Consider the following 18,629-nt stretch of genomic DNA (forward strand, 5'->3'; position numbering starts at 1 on the left):
CTGTTGGGTAGTCTCTTTTTCCTCTACTGGCATGAATTTATGTGTATTCGAGCGCAACCTATTCGGATCAGAGGTGACCCGTCTTTACATAAATCAACGCGCCGTCTTCTTTTGTGTATGGCGTATGTTTGCTTCCATGAGGGCTGCGGATCCAAGTGCCTTTGGGGTAGACGCCATGTTCGTCATAAAAGGTGCCTTCGAGTACGAGGATTTCTTCACCGCCCCAATGTTGATGAGCATTGAACTGAGTATTCGGTGCCCACTTCACGAGTGCTACGTGCTCTGCTTCAAACTCATGTAGAGGCATTACCGTTAATCCTTCGACAAGTCCTTGATACCAAGGTTGGCTATGGGTATCTATACTAAATTGCAATTGGTCTTCAGCTTTAAATTGTTGAAGCTTGACGAAGATTGTCGCGCCTTCTGGTCCTATTTTCGGAGTGTGTGCAGTACCGATTGGGTTGCGCACATAAGTTCCTGCAGGGTAGTCACCATGTTCATCGGAAAAGACGCCTTCAAGTACAAAGAACTCTTCTCCTCCTCCATGAGTGTGAGGTGAGAATTCACTATTCGGTTGATAGCGAACTAACGAGGTTGCTCTCGCTACCTCATCGCCGACTCGATCGAGTCTCATCCGCTCAACACCTGGCATAGGAGAGTCGACCCATTGGTAATCTTCTGGGCGAATGACGACGCGTTTATCAAAGTCGGCGTTAATGAGTGTATCCATACTTAACTCTCTTAAAGTGGTGCTTGGAAAAAGTGATCTATGAGTAGTAATCATAACGGAATGATACGAAATGCGTTGTGAAAATCGATCACGGAATTTTTGCACCGACAAAGCGGAAATAGAAAGAGGCTCTGATTGGTGAAAATCAGAGCCTCTGGTCTAGTCTTGCGAATTACTTGATAGTGATGGTTTTTGTCATCCCATCTTCAGCATGCCCTGGGATATTACAGGCGAATTCTATCTCGGTTTCCCCATGGAAGTGCCAGTTGATTTGACCTGCTTTACCTGGTTTTAGATAGACCACATTACCCATATTGTGGTGGTCATGGTCTCCGGTTGGGTTCTCCATCATCTTACGATGGGCTACTTGCTCCGCAGGTGAGCCAATGACAAATTCATGGTCGTCTTTACCAGTATTCATCACTACGAACTGAACCACATCGTTTGGCTTGATCTCCACATCACGCTTGAATGAAATCGTCATATCATCTTTAAGAATGACGTGTACAACCTTGTCAGGTTTTGCTCCTGGTGCTGGCATGCCCACAGCTGACATTCCTTCCATGTCCATCATACTGTGATCCATTTTGCTATGATCCATCGAACCATGATCCATCGTGCTATGGTCCATTTGGTCGTGGTCCATGTTGCCATGATCCATCTTTGAGTGATCCATGCCATCAGCCCAAACCTGAGTCGCTAATAGCGTCATAGTGAATGCAATAAGTGTCTTTTTCATGTGTCTTTCCTTGTTGTGTTGATGTCCCTCCAGCGTTTTCTGGAGGGAGCTTGTTCGTTAGTGTTGAGTTTCTTTTGATTTCCAAAGTTTGTAGATTGCAGGTAACACCAGCAGAGTCAGTAACAGTGCAGAAGCCATTCCCCCAATCATTGGTGCGGCGATACGCTGCATAACTTCTGAACCAGTACCTGAGCCGTACATAATGGGAATAAGGCCGATGATGACGGTCAGAACAGTCATCATTACGGGGCGAACGCGCAGACCTGCGCCCTCGCGAATGGCGTCGGTTAGCATCTTTGGTGTCAATTGAGTGTTTTCTTGCTCGGCGCTGAGTTTTTTTGCGTGCCAGGCTTGGTTGAGATAAACCAGCATGATTACCCCGATCTCGACGGCGACACCCGCCAGCGCGATAAAGCCAACCCCAACGGCAATAGAGAAGTTATAGCCGAGGTAGTGCATTAGCCACAGCCCTCCAACCATCGCCAGTGGTAAGGTGCCCATAATGATCATCACCTCACCAACACGGCGGAAGCTCAGGTAAAGCAGTAACATGATGATGGCGAGGGTAATCGGAATGACCACGCCAAGGCGCTGCTTGGCTCGCTCCATATATTCATATTGACCAGACCAAGCCAATGAGTAACCAGCCGGTAGTGAAAGCCTCTCAGCAACCACTTGTTTAGCTTCTTCAACGTAAGAGCCCAAATCACGATTAGCAATATCCACAAACACCCAACCATTTGGACGTGCATTTTCGGTCTTGATCATGGGGGGGCCGTCTTCATAGCGAATATCGGCGACATCTGCGAGCGCGATTCTTGCGCCGTTTGGAGTTACTAGGGGCAGGTTTTGTAGCTTGACTACAGAATCTCGATAATCTTGTGGATAGCGAACATTTATAGGGTAGCGCTCAAGCCCCTCGACGGTTTCTCCAACGTTCATACCGCCAACAGCTGTTGAGATGACCTGCTGTACGTCGCTGACGTTCAAGCCGTAACGAGCAGCAGCGAGGCGTTTGATGTCGATGGTCACGTAGCGACCGCCAGCAACGCGCTCGGCGTAGACTGAAACCGTGCCTTGAATGTCATTTAGGATAGGTTCAAGGTCCGAACCTATTTGCTCAATGACGCTTAAGTCCGGCCCGGCAATCTTAATACCAATCGGTGTCTTGATACCCGTTGCGAGCATGTCGATTCGAGTTTTTATTGGCATTACCCAGGCGTTGGTGAGTCCAGGGAATTGAACCAAGTCATCAAACTCTTTTCGCAATGACTCCGTCGTCACCCCTTCACGCCACTCACTTCGAGGTTTGAGCTGAATGGTGGTCTCTATCATGGTCAGTGGTGCAGGATCGGTAGCGGTTTCTGCGCGTCCAATTTTGCCCCAGACGCTTTTCACTTCAGGTACCGTTTTAATCAGCTTATTGGTTTGCTGAAGCAGTTCACGCGCCTTACCAATCGAGATACCAGGGTAGGTCGTTGGCATGTACATGAGATCGCCTTCATCCAATGGCGGTATAAATTCACTGCCCAATTTTGAGGTAGGGTAGTAGGCTGATGCCATTAATCCGAGTGCGATGATGATCATGCTCTTTGGATAACGCAGACTTAAGCTCAGCATTGGTCTGTATAGACCAATAAGCGCTTTGTTCACTGGGTTTTTATGTTCAGGTAATACCTTGCCACGGATGAAATAGCCCATGAGCACGGGCACTAAAGTAATAGCCAAACCCGCGGCTGCAGCCATGGCGTAGGTCTTAGTGAACGCTAATGGTGAGAACATCTTGCCCTCTTGCCCTTGAAGGGCAAAAACTGGGACAAAGCTGAGCGTGATGATGAGCAATGAGAAAAATAACGGTGCCCCCACCTCTTCTGCCGCTTTGCCGATGACTTGCCAGCGGTTTTTGTCGGTGAGTGGTGTTTTCTCTATGTGCTTATGTACGTTCTCGATCATAACGATAGCTCCATCCACCATCGCGCCGATGGCAATCGCAATGCCACCAAGGGACATGATGTTGGCGTTGATACCTTGCCAATGCATGACGATGAACGCTGCCAATATGCCCACAGGCAAACTGATAGCGATAACGATTGAGGAGCGAATGTGAAACAGGAACAGCGCACACACCATCGCGACAACGATGAACTCTTCTGCCAGTTTCTTCCAAAGGTTGTCGACGGCATCATTGATCAGGGTTGAGCGGTCATAAGTTGGAACAATCTCGACGCCTTCAGGCAGACCTCGTTGTAACTCGTCCAACTTAGTTTTGACGTTGTCGATTACCTCGCTGGCGTTCTCTCCAAAGCGCATGACGATAACGCCACCCACCGCTTCGCCTTCCCCATTAAACTCAGAGATGCCGCGGCGCATCTGAGGTCCGAGGTTAATATCAGCAATGTCACCCAGTAGTAGAGGTGTGCCTTTGCCAGTCACTTTTAGTGGCAGTGCCTTGATATCATCGATGCTTGTCAGATATCCGGTAGTTCGCACCATGTGCTCAGCTTCGGCAACTTCAATGACCGATGCACCTGTTTCTTGGTTGCCGTTTTTGATGGCTTGGTTGACTTGCTGGAGCGTTAAGTCGTAGGCACGAAGCTTGGCTGGATCGATCTGCACTTGGTATTGTTTGACCATGCCACCGACCGTCGCTACCTCAGAAACCCCTTCGACGGTTTGTAGCTCATATTTGAGGAACCAGTCTTGAATGCTGCGCAGCTCTGCAAGGTCATGCTGACCGGTTTTGTCTTGTAGGACATAGCTGTAGATCCAACCAACACCCGTCGCATCGGGACCAAGGGTCGGTTTGGCTTGAGAGGGTAACTTAGGCGCGACCTGACTCAAGTACTCAAGCACACGTGAGCGAGCCCAATACATGTCAGTATCATCGTTGAAGATGATGTAAACGTAGGAATCACCAAAAAACGAATAGCCGCGAACGGTTTCTGCACCGGGTACGGCAAGCATGGCCGTCGTCAACGGGTAGGTTACCTGATCTTCGACCACTTGAGGTGCTTGCCCTGGATAACTGGTTTTGATGATGACCTGTACGTCAGAGAGGTCAGGTATGGCGTCTACAGGCGTGTTCTTGACGCTGTAAAGACCAGCAAGCGTTAGGAAACACGTCGCGACCAACACTAAGAATCGGTTGTTGATAGACCAACGGATGATGGCACCAATCATGGTTGAACCTCCCCATGCTTGAGCTCCGAAAGAACATAATCACTGCCTTGTTTTATTATCAAGAAGCGGGCGCTATCACCTTCAGAAAAACTGCTTAAATCGATGCTGCCGTCGGTAGAGAAGTTCATCTCACCTTGCTCCCACTGCCAATCAGGAACGGCGCTGTGCTGGATTGTGATCATGCCAAAGTCGGCCATGAGCATCGTTATTTCGCCATCCACCCATACTTCACTTGGCATGGCGTTTTCAGCTTGTTTTATCTCGGTGACGACATATTGTCCTTGCGGCGTTTTTTCCATCTCGAAGTCAATCTGTTGACCCGATGCTAGTGTGGACATGTCCACGGAAGCGTCGATAGTGAAGTCCATGACCATACCAGGCCAGCTCCATTCTGGAACGGGCTGATGGTTGATGGTTAGCATAGAGTGTCCCGACATCACCTTGGTGATCTCCCCGCTCGCCCAAACAGACTCCGCTGGTGGTTCAACTCCATTTATCCTTGATAGGTCAGCACTTTGGCTCGATTCTGAGTCGAGCATAAACTGTGCTGATGTCACCACAACGTCGTCAAGACTAAGCCCTTGAATCACTTCAATTCGGTCACTTGCTTCACGACCGACATCAATGCGCGCGGAGCGGTATTTGCCTTCCCCCTCAGAGAGCACAACACGTGTCATGCCACCTGAACGGATGACCGCTGAACGCGGAATGGTCAATACGGCTTCTTCCGTCTTGGGTTCCAGAGCAATGTTGGCGAACATGTTTGGTTTGAGCTGAAAGTCTGGGTTGGTAAACTTGAGCCTAACTCTCAGTGTTCGAGTCGCAGGGTCTAGGATCGGATAGACATAATCGACAGCGCCGTGCCACTCTTTGCCCGGGATTGCGTCAAGCGTCATTACCGCTTCGCTGCCTGTTTTGATCCATTCAGCTTGTCTTTCAAAGACTTCGGCATCGACCCAAACCTCGTCGATAGGACCAGCACTGATGACTGATTGAGCTGGTGACAGATAGCCACCTTCACGGACATTAAGCGTTGCGACAACACCATTGCCAAAGGCTTTGACATCAACGGTTTGTGATGCTTTACCCTGTTTCACTATCTGGCGGATTTGCTGCTTATCGACGCCTAGAGTGATTAGACGCTCCGTTGCTCCCTTGATAAGCGAGTTGCGTTTCGTGCGGTAGGCATTGAGTAGCTCTTCTTGCGCTTTTACCAGTTCAGGAGAGTAGAGTTTGAATAATACGTCACCTTTGCTCACTCGCTCACCTACAGAGTTGATGTAGAGTTTTTCTACCCAGCCAGAGACGCGTACATTGGTTTGCCAAAGGCGGCTCTCGTCAAACGCGATGTATCCGACGGTTTCAATACGCGGTGAGAGCTTTTCCTGTTTAACAGACTCCGTTTTGACCCCAAGGTTGTTCTCGACTGATGGATCGATTTTCACTGTACCTGGCTTGTCGTTACCGCCATTTAGGTCATTGGCATAAACGGGAATCAAGTCCATGCCCATGGGTGACTTGCCAGGCTGGTCTCGTTTGTAATTTGGATCCATTGGCGCGACCCAGTAGAGTGGCTCGTTGCTGTCTGCAGCAGAACCCGCTGAATCACCATTTCCCATAGAGCTCATTGAATGACTCGAAAGGTATTGGTTCCCGACATATCCAAGACCTGCACCAACGGCGAGTGCCAACAGAGCGACATTTAGTGTTTTCATTAGTTGTTTCCCTTTGAATTATTGTTGTTCCGTTGTTGGCTTTGAAAGCACAGGCGCTTCGGCGTGGTAATTAAAACCACCGAGAAAATAGGCTAAGTTGCTGTTAACAATGTTGAGGTCAGTCTCAAGACGTAGCGCTTCAATCTCGATAGCAAGCTCATCGCTTGCCGCGGTGATGACATCGCTAAACTGAGCGGTATTGTTTTCATAGCCTCTTTCTACTGCCTGAGTCCGAGCTTTAGCCTGGGGAAGCAAGCTTTGTTGATAACGTTCAAAACGTTCACTAAGGTTTTGTTTATCCATCAAAAGAGCGTTTACTTTGGCATTCATCTGGCTCAGTAGGGCATCTTTACTGGATTTGGAAGCAACGACTTGATACTCCGCCGCAGAATGGTTTTTATCTTGTCGATTACCCGTGAATAAAGGGATGTCCATAGTGACGTAGGCACTTAATAGATCGGGGGCAGGTGCGCCGCGCATATTGGGAGCCTGGCGATGGGCGTACATGGCCTCAACCCCGAATTGCGGCTTGTACGCTTCTTCTGCGATGGATACCTGAGTCTCGCTCGCTGCGATTTGCACATCTGCAATGCGTGCCATGGGGTGCTGATTCAACAGTTGAAAGTAATTTGCTCGCTGCTGATTGCCAAGTTGCTGCTCAAGGCGCTGCCAGTCTGCTGAAACGTCAGCAGTTAAGCTTGGTTGGTTGGCTAACCATTCTGCGCCTAGCCATTCTGAGAGCTGCGATACAATGCGGTTTTGCATCTGGCGGTTCGCATGCAGCTTTTCATCCAGCTTACCGACTTGAAGTTGCGTACGAATCAGATCTTGAGACTCACTGTTGCCAATGGCGTAGTTGGTTTGAATGAATCGCTCCATTTCGACCATCAAGGTTCGATTTTCAAGCAGCACTCGCTCAGATTGTTGTTGGAAGCCTAACTCTAGCCACAATTGAGTGATGCTATTGGCAATGTCTAGCTCGCGTACTTCAACTTGAAAACCAATGCCATCGGCTTGTTGTTGGGCCTTCTTGTTTTGCAGATCGAGTGTTGAGCCGCGCCCAAATTGCTGCATTAGACCCACAGAAATATTGGTCATAGGATCTTCATCAAACCGAAAACTATCGGTAGGTAAACCGCCCACACCGACCTTAATTGTCGGGTCTTTGAGTGTTGAACTGGCGATGCCTGTGTCACGCATCGCCTGAGACTGAGCGTGGTACTGCGTACGATTTGCATCATTAGCAATCGCCATGTTTATTAGGGTTTCAAGCGACAAAGCATCAGAAACGCTCTGTTCACTCGCGTGCTGTTTAGTCCCAGCGCTACTCACAGCATGAGTAGCAGGGACAACAAATAAGATCGCACTTACAGCCAGTGCAACCGAATGGATTGTTGTTTTCACGATCATTTCCAAACTACGAGCCTGAAAAACAGGCACGACAAACATTCCCCAACAAATGCTGGGCGTAATTACGTTGTGAAATGATTAAACCGAGGGTGGGCGCTCGAGATGCTCGATGCGTTGTACTGGATGTTCAAAGGGATCAACAGCACGTTTAGAGAAACGCGAGAGGCTTTCTCCTGGCGTGATGAAAGACCAAGTGAAGCCAAGGGTCATTCCGCATAAGGTTGTACAACAGTTTAATGAGGAATCTGGCTCTGAATCTGGGCATTGCTGTTGATTCGACAAGTCTGTTTGCGCGGATTCTCCGTGGTGCATGTGATGAGCCGATGAGGGCTGGTGAGTCATGCCACAAGGAGACAAAGGGTCTATGTCACCATTGCTCATGCCCATTGCCGGATAGCTTGAAACAAACGTTGCAATAACGAGTGCTGTCAAACTTAGCAATGTGATCCATGTTTTGTTGGCAATGATGGTGCGCATAACAAACCTTTCTAGCAGAATATAGTAACTATAAAGGTTACCCCTAGGGTAAAGTCAAGAAAGCATGTAGTCAACTGAACGCTATTTCGACAAATGAGAAATTAATCTCTCTCTTCTGAGATCCAAAATTTCATCTATTAGCTTCTCCTTCGCATTAATACCAAAATGCTCAGCATAGTTTTGTACTTTAGATATCTGGTCTTTATCGAGTTGGTAGACATCTCGTTTAAGTCTCTGGCGAGCTTCGCTTTTAATGCAGCCTTGCTGCTGAAGCAGACGAATAATGGTTGCATCTGTGGGGTGTTTAAGCTGGTTCATTTTGACTCTTTGAATCAGAACATTAAAGGGGGATGTTGTTGTAAGGTCGAGAGGCAAGATAAACAGGAACTGTGACAGCTTTATTGCAACTAGGCGCACTGATTGGCATTTTTTGAGAGAGGTGATAGTGCCTAAATCGAAGGTTTTGCTTCGATCATCCATCGCCATTCTTGTTCTAAATTTGGAAGGCTTATTTTAAAAAAGAAAATAACAACCTGAATAGTTACAAATCTTGTGTGAAATCAGCCGCAATTAAGTGTCTTTTTAGGCAGATTATCTGATGCTGCCCATTCTGAGTGTTAACATATTTTTAACTGGCAATTATCTATTGAACATCATATGAGTTGATTGATATCGATGTTTTTAAAAGACAGTACCCTACTAGAGAAGGTAAAAATATGTTTAGGATGAACAAGATAGCGACCTCTTTGGTCTGCATTGTGTTAAGTGGGCAGTTACTCGCTGCTGAACCGTACGATGCAACTCAATCTTATGCAGGTGGGACACAGGTCACAGTGGATGGGGCTATTTACGAAGCGAAATGGTGGGTCGGAGTAGGACAAAGTCCAACCGATACTTACGCTAATGAGTGGGACTCGCCATGGAAACTGGTCAGTGGGACAGCGCCAGACCCAACGCCGGATCCGAATCCAGACCCTACACCGGACCCAACTCCTGATCCTACGCCAGACCCAAGCCCAGATCCTGGACCTTCTGACGGTGTATGTGCTGACTTCAACGTCTACCCAAATTGGACCCAAGGTGACCACGCGAACGCGGGTGACATCATGGTGAATGACAACTCTGCGTATAAGGCGAACTGGTGGACATCGTCTTTGCCGGGTAGTGATGGCAGTTGGACTCTCCATGTTGCCTGTGATGACGCGGGCTCAGGTGGCGGTTCTGGAACGGCAGTATCCTTGCCAAACCCTCTAGACCCTGTTCGCTTAGAGGTGAGTGGATGGCCAAATCATTTTGTAGTCGCAAGTCCTGCTACATTAGAGGCACCATCACGCACAATGGTGACTGGTGTAGGTAGTCAGTCATTGGCAGATACGACAGCACTTACCAATGCCTTTGTTACTTTGATTAACGAGGCGAGTTCAGCGGGTTCGACTTCCATCATCATTAGCAGCGATCTTCTCGACGTAGCAAGTGCAGACAAAGGTCAAGCACTTGGTGTCATCGCAGTTAAAGAGGCATTGACCGCTGCAGTCAGCTCGACATCGAGCCAAATCGACATTAACGACATCAATTCGCTTACTGATGATGCACAAGGTCTGGCACAGGCTCATAATCTCGTCCTCTCATCGCTAGCCCCTCAAGCAACCTTCGGTTGGACATTAACTATTGGTGACTTTGCTTACAATACTTATTCTGGCAAGCGAGCAGTATGGAACGCCGCTTCTTCTGAATCAGCAGATCTACTTTCAAGTTTTGCCCTTTACCAAGCTGACTCACAGAATAAAGCCGATTTTATTGCCTTTACTAAATCAGCCGCGACACCTGCTCTGACTGATGAACAGTGGCACTACGCGCTGGAATACGTTAAACAGGTTTCTGATCATATTAAGACGCCAGCGCTATTGTCTCAGTTGCCAACGGCTCAAGCTGCCACCTATTTTATGGGAGCGACAACCGCAAGCAGTCAACTTCGAAAAGCGGCACACAGCAATGTATTTGCTATCTTGTTTGACTCTGAAACTGTTGAGTTAACCAATAAGATCGAAGCCTATAACACGGCAACCGTGCCTCTCTATTACGTAGGCGAGAGCATCACCAATGGACCACTTACTCGCATTGCTTCATTGAATAGCGAGTTAACGAGTGCAGAGAATGCAATGAACAACCAAGCGTTCTTATATGAAGTCTCTCAGGGCAATTGGGCTCCCTCGACAGTTTATAAATGGGCGGACTTCCTAGCGGGTCTAAACTCAATGCACAATGTGGGTGTTGCGGGCAATACGTTCTGGTTGATTGATGACACCGCAGACGATGCGACCAATGCCATCTATGCGAAAGTCGCTATTGCGGCATTCTTATCGCAAAGTATGCAAGAGACCATACGTTACAACGCGTGTGATGAGAACAACTGGTCAGAAGTACGATACGGCGCGCCAGTTAACTACCCTATGACGGCAAGTTGTGGACAGCTAGGTCAAAAATACGCGGACTATGGTATGGATCCAGTGACAGGTGTTGATCACCCTTATTCTTGCCCTCGCGATCCTAAGATGGAAGTCAGCGCGCTGACCAATGCCAAATGGTACGGGGCTCCAGCACCTATTTTTGCTGCTCCAGATTCGGTGCTCGCAGAAAAAGGCTTATTGGTGAATGGTAACGTTGGTCGCTGGACTAATGATGGTCACTGTATGGAAGTACCTGCAACAGTTGATGGCTCAAAGCAAGTTTGGGAGCGAGCGGACTGTAAAGTTTACGAAGGTCAAAAGGCAGGTAAGTTCATCTGGGATGGCAGCGATACTACTGGAACGGTTGAAGGCTGTGGTTGGTGGGGACGTGGTGTTATTCAAACCACTGGTCGCCAAAACTTTGGTACGCTCAACCACTTTATGGGGCGCTCTCATGTGGATCCAGAGACCGTCGGTACGACAGTCAATGGTGTTGTCGTGGAAGCGCCGCCGGCAAACCCTCTCTATGCTGACCTTGATTTCTGTTCAAACCCTGGCTTGATTTGTAGCTCAGAGGAGAATCGTGAAATCAAATGGATAGCAGGTCTGTTCTACTGGGTTTCTTCAGTACAAACCTACAATGATGAAGGTGGTCCTTATGCGGCTTGGAACTATCATACTGAGCTGAAGAAGTACGTAGATGGCGGACTGCAGGGCACTGAGTTTATTGATGCGGTGTCAGGTATTGTTAACCGCGGTTGCCCAGATAGCACGTGTCCTGTGAGCGGTGAGGTACACGCAGTGAAAGAGCGTCAGGACAACTTTAAGCTAGTACTACAAACACTTGGGTTGAATCCACAATAACGGTTCACATTAATCAAAGGCTTCCATTCGGAAGCCTTTTTTAATTCTGTTTGATAACTAGTTCGCTGTAACCTGTGCTTTGATCATACTCTCGATGAAAACAGCACTCTGGATAGTGATGAATCATCAGCTCGGCAGTTGTATCTATGATGCTTCCTTCGAGAAGGTGTCCGCCCAAGACTTCGCCATTTTGGTTGGCAACTGAAATATGAATATGTTGATGATCTGAGGTGAGTGTGCCAGTTATCGAGACAATCTCTAATGGCTCTTCAAGTAATAAGGTTTTCTCCGCTCCGGCAAGTCGAAGGTTTACCTTCGATAGGCAACCAACACAAGAGGCAATTGATCCAGCAGTAAGCTTGTTCTCGCTAATAAGATTAGCAATTGCGAGTTTAAGATCTTGACCGCGAGTCAGTCGGGTAGCAATAAGCGATATCATCATGGTTAACGTTGAAGTGGTCACTATACTTAGGAGACTGTATCAATTATTAGTAGTAAAAGCATCGTTAATAGGTGAGCTTATAACTTCTAGTCATGTAGCTGTGTGCCAATTGGGTCACAAAAATCACTCATATTAGAGTAAAAATTCCAACTCCGGTCTATGGTTACAGATCAGCATTCAAAGATGAGTATAAACATGTACCCTTTTTTTAGACTGGCCAAAACGATTCTTCAATCTAATAAGAAGCCAGCAATCACGTATACACAACAAGACGAAATAGAGTTCCGATGTCATCCATGGGATATAGATATGTTCATGGAGATGAACAATGGTCGCATCCTGACGCTTTATGACCTCGGCCGCACGGCGCTATCGGTAAAATGTGGATTGATGAAAACACTGGAGCAGCAGCGCTGGGGCTTAGTCGTGGCGGGGAGCTCGGTGCGTTACCGCAAACGAGTTCGAATGTTCGACAAAATAACGATGAAAACACAGTGCGTCGCGACTGACGAAAAATGGTTCTATTTAGAGCAATCCATGTGGGTGAAAGGAGCGCCGTGCTCATCTGTGTTGATTCGAGCGGGCGTGACCTCCAAGGAAGGTATTGTACCTCCATCAAAAGTGATTGAGGCGGCTGGTGAGAAAGAGATGAGTACGGATATACCCATGTGGGTTCAAGAGTGGATTGACTCTGAGCTACACAGACCTTGGCCGCCAACCTCGCTTGATGTTGCCCAGCAAAGTCAGCTTCAAGTAAGTGAACAGTAAGCAATAAGGGCTGAGTCATCAGCCCTTATACATTTGCGTCATTAAGTTGCATCGGGCTGCCGCTCTGGTTGAGCCTGCTCGAAGGCATCCAACTGTTGTAAGTGGCTCACGATTTTCACAATGTGTGGGTACGAAGACATATCTACGCCAAAGCGCCTAGCGTTATAGACTTGCGGAACTAAACAAACATCGGCCAAGCTCACCTCATCAGCTACACAACACCTACCGGACGTCACAGTCAGTTTTTGTTCGAGCGCGCTAAAGCCTGTATTGATCCAGTGTCGCATCCATTCTTGCTTACCGTCATCATCAATTCCGAACGTCTTACTGAGATGCTGAATCACTCGTAGATTGTTGATTGGATGAATGTCGATGGCAATATCTTGTGCCAGCGCAGTCACTTGGTATCGAAGTCGTTCATCACGTGGCACCAGCCTAGGCTCTGGGTAGTGGGCATCCAGATAATCTATGATGGTGAGAGATTGGTTGAGCTCAACGTCTCCATCAATCAGTACAGGAACCAGTTCATTTGGGTTCAGTTGATTAAAGGGAGGCCGATGCTGCTCGCCCCCATCTTTAATTAAGTTTACTGGCACTGATTGATAGGCGATGTTTTTAAGGTTAAGCGCAATCCTGACTCGATAAGCAGCAGAGGAGCGCCAATAATCATAGAGAATCAAATAGCTACCCTCGGTACGATTCCACGGTTTGCTCAATGGCGCCAAATATCGAGTCGCCATTGTCATCGAACATCTCTATCTTGATGGTATCCCCGAAGCGCATAAATGCTGTGGTGGGTTGACCATCGCGAATGGTTTCAATCATCCTTCGCTCCGCTATACACGAATAGCCGACGCCACCTTCTTCGATTGAGGTGCCATACTCGGTTCCTTGTTTATTGGAAACGGTGCCCGACCCTACTATTGTGCCGGCCGACAGAGGCCTTGTTTTCGCCGCGTGCGCGACTAATTCTGCAAAGTTAAAGGTCATATCCACCCCTGCGTTAGGGTGACCAAAAGGCTCGCGGTTGTAGTCAGAAACCAATGGCAGATGTACTTTGGACTCTTGCCAAGCATCGCCAAGTTCATCCGGTGTGATGGCGACAGGAGAGAATGCTGACGACGGCTTAGATTGGAAGAATCCAAAGCCTTTGCCAAGCTCTGCTGGAATTAGACCTCGCAAGGAAACGTCGTTAACCAGCATGAGTAAGCGAATGGAATCTTGAACCTCTTCTGCTTTGCTTCCCATGGACACATCGCCAGTTACTACGGCAACTTCACCCTCAAAATCGATTCCCCACTCTTCACTTTCCATGACGATAGGGTCACGTGGTGCCAAAAATGCGTCGGATCCACCTTGATACATGAGCGGGTCAGTCCAGAAACTGTCAGGCATTTCAGCCCCGCGTGCTTTTCGAACCAGCTCTACATGGTTTACGTACGCGGAGCCATCTGCCCACTGATAGGCACGGGGCAACGGTGATTCACATTGAGTTTGCTCAAAGGGAAGTGCTTGCAGCAAAATGCCTTGGTTTAGGCCGATATAGACTTCCTCCAGAAGGGGCTTCGCTTGCTCCCAATTATCGAGCGCATTTTGCAAAGTTTGGGCAATATCGGGTACTGCAATACATTGGCTTAAATCACGACTGACGACCACAAGCTGACCGTCACGTGTGTTGTTTTTGAGTGTGGCTAATTTCATACTATTTCCCTACTTTCCAGCTGTAGACGTACTCGCTGTTCTCAACGTCAGCGGCAGCGGAGGTGTGTTCCAACGCGTTACGGGTATCGATCATCACGGCGACTTCATCGGTGAAGGTCTTCTTCGCTTCAAGCCCAGCTTGGAAAGCTTTTGGGTGCGGTCCGTGAGTAAAACCCGCGGGATGAAACGTCATCATGCCTGCTTCGATGTTGTCGCGACTGAAAAAATCGCCTGCGTGGTAAAACAATACCTCGTCGTAATCATCATTGTTGTGATAGAACGGCACCTTAAGTGCACCCGGATCGCTCTCTATCGGCCTTGGTACAAAGGTGCATACTACAAACCCGTTACCCACAAAGGTGGTATGTGCTGAAGGTGGTAGGTGATAGCGGTGAGACATTAACGGTCTGATGTCGCGCCAATTTAACTTGAGCACTGAAAGGTCACCGTGCCAACCAATCGCATCAAGAGGATTGAATGGATAGGTGATGGTATTCATCCTGTTTGCACGCTTGAGGAAAACCTTGGTTTGCTCCTCGCTATATTGCGCCTTGAACTCATCATTGATCGAAGGTGCTTCGAGTACCGCGGGGTCAAAAACCGCGTGTTGACCGACGATGCCTTTTTCTGGCAATGCATAAGCGGCGCCGGTATTTTCTATCATTAAGACAAACATCGGTGCTTTGGGCTCTAGGCGCCAATTTGTCGATCGAGGAATCAAGACATAGTCCCCTTCCGTTACCGAAAGGTGCCCATAATCACAGTAAAGGTCAGCACTTCCTTGGTGTATGAACAGAAGCTCATCACCATCTCCGTTGCGAACAAGCCCTGGCATGTTTTCAGCGACCTTCCAAATGCGGACTTTACATTCGCGATTCTCAAGCACGGTTGGCGCTGTCCATGGTATTTGTTGATGTGCTGATTCAATGTGATTGAGATTAAAGGCACGTGGTTTGAGCTCACCTTCCCATTCAGACCACCCCGTTGGTGCATGCTGGTGGTGGAAGTGGCTAGCTGGCCCAAAGAAGCCCTCGCGACCAGCCTCACGCTCATAGATCGCCTCTTCAGGGAAATCCGCATGAGCCTGTTTCGAATAGGTTCCCTCGCGATGAGGGAACGTTGGCCATTTACGCATCGTCGGTCACCTCGTTCAATACGCCGCGGCGGATCTGGTCTTCTTCTATCGATTCGAATAGCGCTTTAAAGTTACCTTCCCCAAACCCTTCGTTGCCTTTGCGTTGAATGATTTCGAAGAACACCGGACCAATGACGGTTTGAGTAAAGATCTGCAGTAAGATGCCATCCTTCATTGGTGCGCCATCGATAAGAATGCGCAGATCTTGCAGACGGCTTACATCCTCACCATGACCTTTGACACGAGCGTCGACTTTTTCATAGTAGGTATCTGGCGTCGGCATAAAGTCCATGCCGCGATCACGCAGTGTTTGTACGGTCTGATAGATGTCATCTGTGGTTAACGCGATGTGCTGAATGCCTTCGCCGTTGTACTCTCGGATGAACTCTTCGATTTGCGACTTGTCGTCTGAAGATTCGTTGATAGGGATGCGGATTTTGCCACATGGAGCCGTCATTGCGCGGCTGACAAGTCCAGTGAGTTTGCCCTCGATGTCGAAGTAGCGAATTTCTCGAAAGTTACCAATGCGTTCGTAGAAGCCCGACCAAACATCCATGTTGCCTTGTTTTACGTTGTGAGTAAGGTGGTCCAATTCATAGAGCCCGACATCTTGCTCAGCTAGGCGTTTTTGTGCATCTGGGTAGAACTTAAAATCCACATCATAGATGCTGCTGCTTCCATAACGGTCTACAAAGTAAAGTAGGCTCTCACCAATGCCGTAAATCGCGGGGATGCTCAGCTCCATGGGACCAATCTCGGTGATAAACTGCTCACCACCATTCTCTAACGCATGCGCCATCGCTTTCGCTGCGTCTTCGACTCGAAAAGCCATGCCACAAACCGAAGGACCATGAATACGTGCGAACTCCTCAGCTTGGCTGTGAGGCTGAGCATTAACAATGAAGTTGATATCGCCTTGACGATAGAGCCAGGCTTCTTTTGAACGATGCTTGGCAATTTCGGCAAACCCTAGCGAGTCGAACAGACGTTTCAGATCGTTGATACCGTCATCCGTTGCTGCAGTGTACTCAACGAATTCAAAGCCATCGGTTCCAAGAGGGTTGAAGTTGATAGTCATGGTCATTTCCTTTTGATAATAAGACGGTCTCCTTCGTTGGAAGACCTTGTTGTAGGGGACATGACTTAAATTTGAGCAAAGTTGAGAGAAAAGGGAATAGGGTCAAAGCGTTAGACAAAAATGCAGTCAGAGGGTTGTTCCTGTAACAAATTTGCTACAAAGAAAATGTCACGGCTAATGTTGAGAACATCAGCCAATTAACTTGTTGAAATAAAAAGAAAGCAAAGCGTTGGCGCGTGAAAGAATTGCAGGATGCTGGTGTAAATGAAATGTTAAAAAAGTAAACCTTATTGTACACCCAATTAGCTGCGCACTAGTTTCTCTGAAACGGGGAGCATTAAGAATAAAAAAAGTGGAGTCGTTTGTCCGACTCCACTTGTTATCGCGTTTTTGGTTGCACTTTTACGCCAGTTTTAGCGTCTCACTGCTCAAGCGATTCATGTAGCTGTTTACAGCAAATGCAAGACCAGCAACGGCGATTGCCCATAACCAGATAGGAAGCACGCCTGTCGATATTGCATAACCAATAGCCGTGGCGGTAATTACCCCAATGAACCCAGGGATCAGGAAGCTATGGTTAAGGATATATTTACCAATCTTAGTGGTACCAGAGCGGTCAAAGGTAATGGCAGCAAGGTCTGATGGGTAGAATGGGAAGAAGTAGTAAGCGTAACAAGCAGGAAGTACACCAATCAGGACTTCCGCTGGAATGCCCAGTGCAAAACCGAGAGGTAGCATAATGGTTAGCACGGCAGCTTGGCTCTTAAGGAACACAGAAGAAACGTACATAGCGATCGCGAAGGTCCATGGGTGCGACTTTACTACGTCCTCAACCAAACTGATGATGTAAGGCTTGTTGTAAGCGATGATGGTGTCACTCATCCAAGCGATACCAAAGATGATGATGACCGCGCTCATACCGGCAATGAACACGTTGGTGTTGACGATTTTTTTAGGGTCAACGTTGGTAGTGAGCAAAATAATCGCACCGACCGACAGCATTAAGAATTGTAGGGCGGTAGATGTGCTCACACCGTCTGGTAATAAACCAAGATCTTTACCAAACATCGCCACACAGATAACGGTCAGAATACCCAGTAAGAAAACAGTAAGACCGCGTTTTGCTGTCTGGTTTTCCTTCATTCCAGCTTCACCTGTACTCGCTTCGCTGGTATCGATAAGCTGCGCTTTAAACTGAGGATCTTTCATACGCTCAAGGAACTCAGGATCATCGTTCAGCTCTTTACCGCGTTTTAAGCTCCAAGTTGCCGCAATTAAGACGCCTGTAAGGGTGGCAGGAATGGTCACCATTAACACTTGGCCTAAGGTGATATCAAGGTTGTTAGTCGCTGCTGTTGCCATGACCACGGCTGCTGCCGCTGCGATAGGGCTTGCAGTGATCCCCATTTGCGAGGCAACCGTTGCAATCGCCATAGGGCGTTCAGGACGAATACCGCGCTTGATACTTACATCGTAAATAACGGGTAGCAGTGGATATACCGAGTGACCTGTACCGACCATCACAGTCAGTGAATAGGTACAAAGAGGACCAAGGAAAACCACTTTAGATGGGTGCTTACGAAGCAATTTTTCAGCGTATTGAACGAGTAGTTTTAGACCGCCTGTTGCTTCAAGCGTTGCGGAAGCTGCAACAACCGCAAGAATAATGAGCATAACGCCAATAGGTGGCGTCCCGGGAGCAATACCAAAGAAGAAACTAAGAATAGAAACGCCGAGACCGCCCAATAAACCGAAGGCGATACCGCCGTAGCGTATACCTACAAAAATGACTGCCAGAAGCAGCAGCATGTGAACATAAAACATAACAACTCCTTTTAATAGCGACAGAGTTATCATGCGCCCGTATGCAGTATCAAATACTGATCTAGATACGGAAAATCGCCCATATTTAAACGAGTGTGCAAATTTCTACACAAGGTCAC

General features: G+C 48.0%; 15 protein-coding genes. 2 read left to right on the top strand and 13 right to left on the bottom strand.

Annotated elements, in window-relative coordinates; all coding sequences use genetic code 11:
• Positions 1-67: 67 nt before the first annotated feature.
• The 7 genes from AC6I8U_RS21715 to AC6I8U_RS21745 form a co-directional block, all read right to left on the bottom strand.
• A complete protein-coding gene (locus tag AC6I8U_RS21715) occupies positions 68-730 on the bottom strand; it encodes a cupin domain-containing protein (protein WP_498018497.1) in 663 nt (220 codons plus the stop codon).
• 172 nt (positions 731-902) lie between these two features.
• Positions 903-1,469, bottom strand: a complete 567-nt coding sequence (gene copI, locus AC6I8U_RS21720) for a copper-resistant cuproprotein CopI (protein WP_498018498.1) — start codon at positions 1,467-1,469, stop codon at positions 903-905.
• 57 nt (positions 1,470-1,526) lie between these two features.
• Positions 1,527-4,649 (bottom strand): efflux RND transporter permease subunit, encoded by a 3,123-nt coding sequence (locus AC6I8U_RS21725; RefSeq protein WP_498018499.1) that lies wholly within the window; start codon positions 4,647-4,649, stop codon positions 1,527-1,529.
• Positions 4,646-6,364, bottom strand: a complete 1,719-nt coding sequence (locus AC6I8U_RS21730; RefSeq protein WP_498018500.1) for an efflux RND transporter periplasmic adaptor subunit — start codon at positions 6,362-6,364, stop codon at positions 4,646-4,648. Before AC6I8U_RS21730 ends, AC6I8U_RS21725 begins: the two co-directional genes overlap by 4 nt.
• An 18-nt stretch (positions 6,365-6,382) precedes the next feature.
• Positions 6,383-7,774: a TolC family protein gene (locus tag AC6I8U_RS21735; RefSeq protein WP_498019623.1), complete on the bottom strand. Its 1,392-nt coding sequence runs from the start codon at positions 7,772-7,774 to the stop codon at positions 6,383-6,385.
• A 78-nt stretch (positions 7,775-7,852) separates the two neighbouring features.
• Positions 7,853-8,251 carry a hypothetical protein gene (locus AC6I8U_RS21740; RefSeq protein ID WP_498018501.1) on the bottom strand — a complete coding sequence of 133 codons (399 nt, stop codon included), beginning with the start codon at positions 8,249-8,251 and terminating at the stop codon, positions 7,853-7,855.
• 81 nt (positions 8,252-8,332) lie between these two features.
• Positions 8,333-8,569, bottom strand: coding sequence for a hypothetical protein (locus AC6I8U_RS21745; RefSeq protein ID WP_498019624.1), 237 nt, complete (start codon positions 8,567-8,569; stop codon positions 8,333-8,335).
• Between the two features lie 398 nt (positions 8,570-8,967).
• Between AC6I8U_RS21745 and AC6I8U_RS21750 the strand changes: the two genes are divergently transcribed.
• Positions 8,968-11,562 carry a cellulose-binding domain-containing protein gene (locus tag AC6I8U_RS21750; protein WP_498018502.1) on the top strand — a complete coding sequence of 865 codons (2,595 nt, stop codon included), beginning with the start codon at positions 8,968-8,970 and terminating at the stop codon, positions 11,560-11,562.
• A 40-nt stretch (positions 11,563-11,602) separates the two neighbouring features.
• Here the strand turns inward: AC6I8U_RS21750 and AC6I8U_RS21755 are convergent, their stop codons facing one another.
• Positions 11,603-12,001, bottom strand: coding sequence for a PPC domain-containing DNA-binding protein (locus AC6I8U_RS21755; protein ID WP_498019625.1), 399 nt, complete (start codon positions 11,999-12,001; stop codon positions 11,603-11,605).
• A 198-nt stretch (positions 12,002-12,199) separates the two neighbouring features.
• Here AC6I8U_RS21755 and AC6I8U_RS21760 point away from each other — a divergent pair, with 198 nt between their 5' ends.
• Positions 12,200-12,772 carry an acyl-CoA thioesterase gene (locus tag AC6I8U_RS21760; protein ID WP_498018503.1) on the top strand — a complete coding sequence of 191 codons (573 nt, stop codon included), beginning with the start codon at positions 12,200-12,202 and terminating at the stop codon, positions 12,770-12,772.
• Positions 12,773-12,813: 41 nt separating this feature from the next.
• Here the strand turns inward: AC6I8U_RS21760 and maiA are convergent, their stop codons facing one another.
• The 5 genes from maiA to AC6I8U_RS21785 all read right to left on the bottom strand — a co-directional run bounded on the left by maiA (position 12,814) and on the right by AC6I8U_RS21785 (position 18,510).
• Positions 12,814-13,512: a maleylacetoacetate isomerase gene (gene maiA, locus AC6I8U_RS21765; protein WP_498019626.1), complete on the bottom strand. Its 699-nt coding sequence runs from the start codon at positions 13,510-13,512 to the stop codon at positions 12,814-12,816.
• Positions 13,457-14,473 (bottom strand): fumarylacetoacetate hydrolase family protein, encoded by a 1,017-nt coding sequence (locus AC6I8U_RS21770; protein WP_498018504.1) that lies wholly within the window; start codon positions 14,471-14,473, stop codon positions 13,457-13,459. The genes maiA and AC6I8U_RS21770 overlap by 56 nt, the downstream gene beginning before the upstream one ends.
• A 1-nt stretch (position 14,474) precedes the next feature.
• A complete protein-coding gene (locus tag AC6I8U_RS21775; protein ID WP_498018505.1) occupies positions 14,475-15,608 on the bottom strand; it encodes a homogentisate 1,2-dioxygenase in 1,134 nt (377 codons plus the stop codon).
• Entirely contained in the window at positions 15,601-16,686 is a 1,086-nt protein-coding gene (gene hppD / locus AC6I8U_RS21780) for a 4-hydroxyphenylpyruvate dioxygenase (protein WP_498018506.1), read from the bottom strand. Before hppD ends, AC6I8U_RS21775 begins: the two co-directional genes overlap by 8 nt.
• A gap of 402 nt (positions 16,687-17,088) precedes the next feature.
• Positions 17,089-18,510 (bottom strand): anaerobic C4-dicarboxylate transporter, encoded by a 1,422-nt coding sequence (locus AC6I8U_RS21785; RefSeq protein WP_234496150.1) that lies wholly within the window; start codon positions 18,508-18,510, stop codon positions 17,089-17,091.
• Positions 18,511-18,629: the final 119 nt, after the last annotated feature.

The organism is Vibrio sp. KUL80 (assembly GCF_059725495.1).

What these genes read in the sequence shown, in the direction of transcription:
- AC6I8U_RS21715 (WP_498018497.1), bottom strand. Translation starts at nt 730, where the DNA reads ATGGATACACTCATTAACGCCGACTTTGATAAACGCGTCGTCATTCGC.
- copI (WP_498018498.1), bottom strand. Translation starts at nt 1,469, where the DNA reads ATGAAAAAGACACTTATTGCATTCACTATGACGCTATTAGCGACTCAG.
- AC6I8U_RS21725 (WP_498018499.1), bottom strand. Translation starts at nt 4,649, where the DNA reads ATGATTGGTGCCATCATCCGTTGGTCTATCAACAACCGATTCTTAGTG.
- AC6I8U_RS21730 (WP_498018500.1), bottom strand. Translation starts at nt 6,364, where the DNA reads ATGAAAACACTAAATGTCGCTCTGTTGGCACTCGCCGTTGGTGCAGGT.
- AC6I8U_RS21735 (WP_498019623.1), bottom strand. Translation starts at nt 7,774, where the DNA reads ATGATCGTGAAAACAACAATCCATTCGGTTGCACTGGCTGTAAGTGCG.
- AC6I8U_RS21740 (WP_498018501.1), bottom strand. Translation starts at nt 8,251, where the DNA reads ATGCGCACCATCATTGCCAACAAAACATGGATCACATTGCTAAGTTTG.
- AC6I8U_RS21745 (WP_498019624.1), bottom strand. Translation starts at nt 8,569, where the DNA reads ATGAACCAGCTTAAACACCCCACAGATGCAACCATTATTCGTCTGCTT.
- AC6I8U_RS21750 (WP_498018502.1), top strand. Translation starts at nt 8,968, where the DNA reads ATGTTTAGGATGAACAAGATAGCGACCTCTTTGGTCTGCATTGTGTTA.
- AC6I8U_RS21755 (WP_498019625.1), bottom strand. Translation starts at nt 12,001, where the DNA reads ATGATATCGCTTATTGCTACCCGACTGACTCGCGGTCAAGATCTTAAA.
- AC6I8U_RS21760 (WP_498018503.1), top strand. Translation starts at nt 12,200, where the DNA reads ATGTACCCTTTTTTTAGACTGGCCAAAACGATTCTTCAATCTAATAAG.
- maiA (WP_498019626.1), bottom strand. Translation starts at nt 13,512, where the DNA reads ATGGCGACTCGATATTTGGCGCCATTGAGCAAACCGTGGAATCGTACC.
- AC6I8U_RS21770 (WP_498018504.1), bottom strand. Translation starts at nt 14,473, where the DNA reads ATGAAATTAGCCACACTCAAAAACAACACACGTGACGGTCAGCTTGTG.
- AC6I8U_RS21775 (WP_498018505.1), bottom strand. Translation starts at nt 15,608, where the DNA reads ATGCGTAAATGGCCAACGTTCCCTCATCGCGAGGGAACCTATTCGAAA.
- hppD (WP_498018506.1), bottom strand. Translation starts at nt 16,686, where the DNA reads ATGACTATCAACTTCAACCCTCTTGGAACCGATGGCTTTGAATTCGTT.
- AC6I8U_RS21785 (WP_234496150.1), bottom strand. Translation starts at nt 18,510, where the DNA reads ATGTTTTATGTTCACATGCTGCTGCTTCTGGCAGTCATTTTTGTAGGT.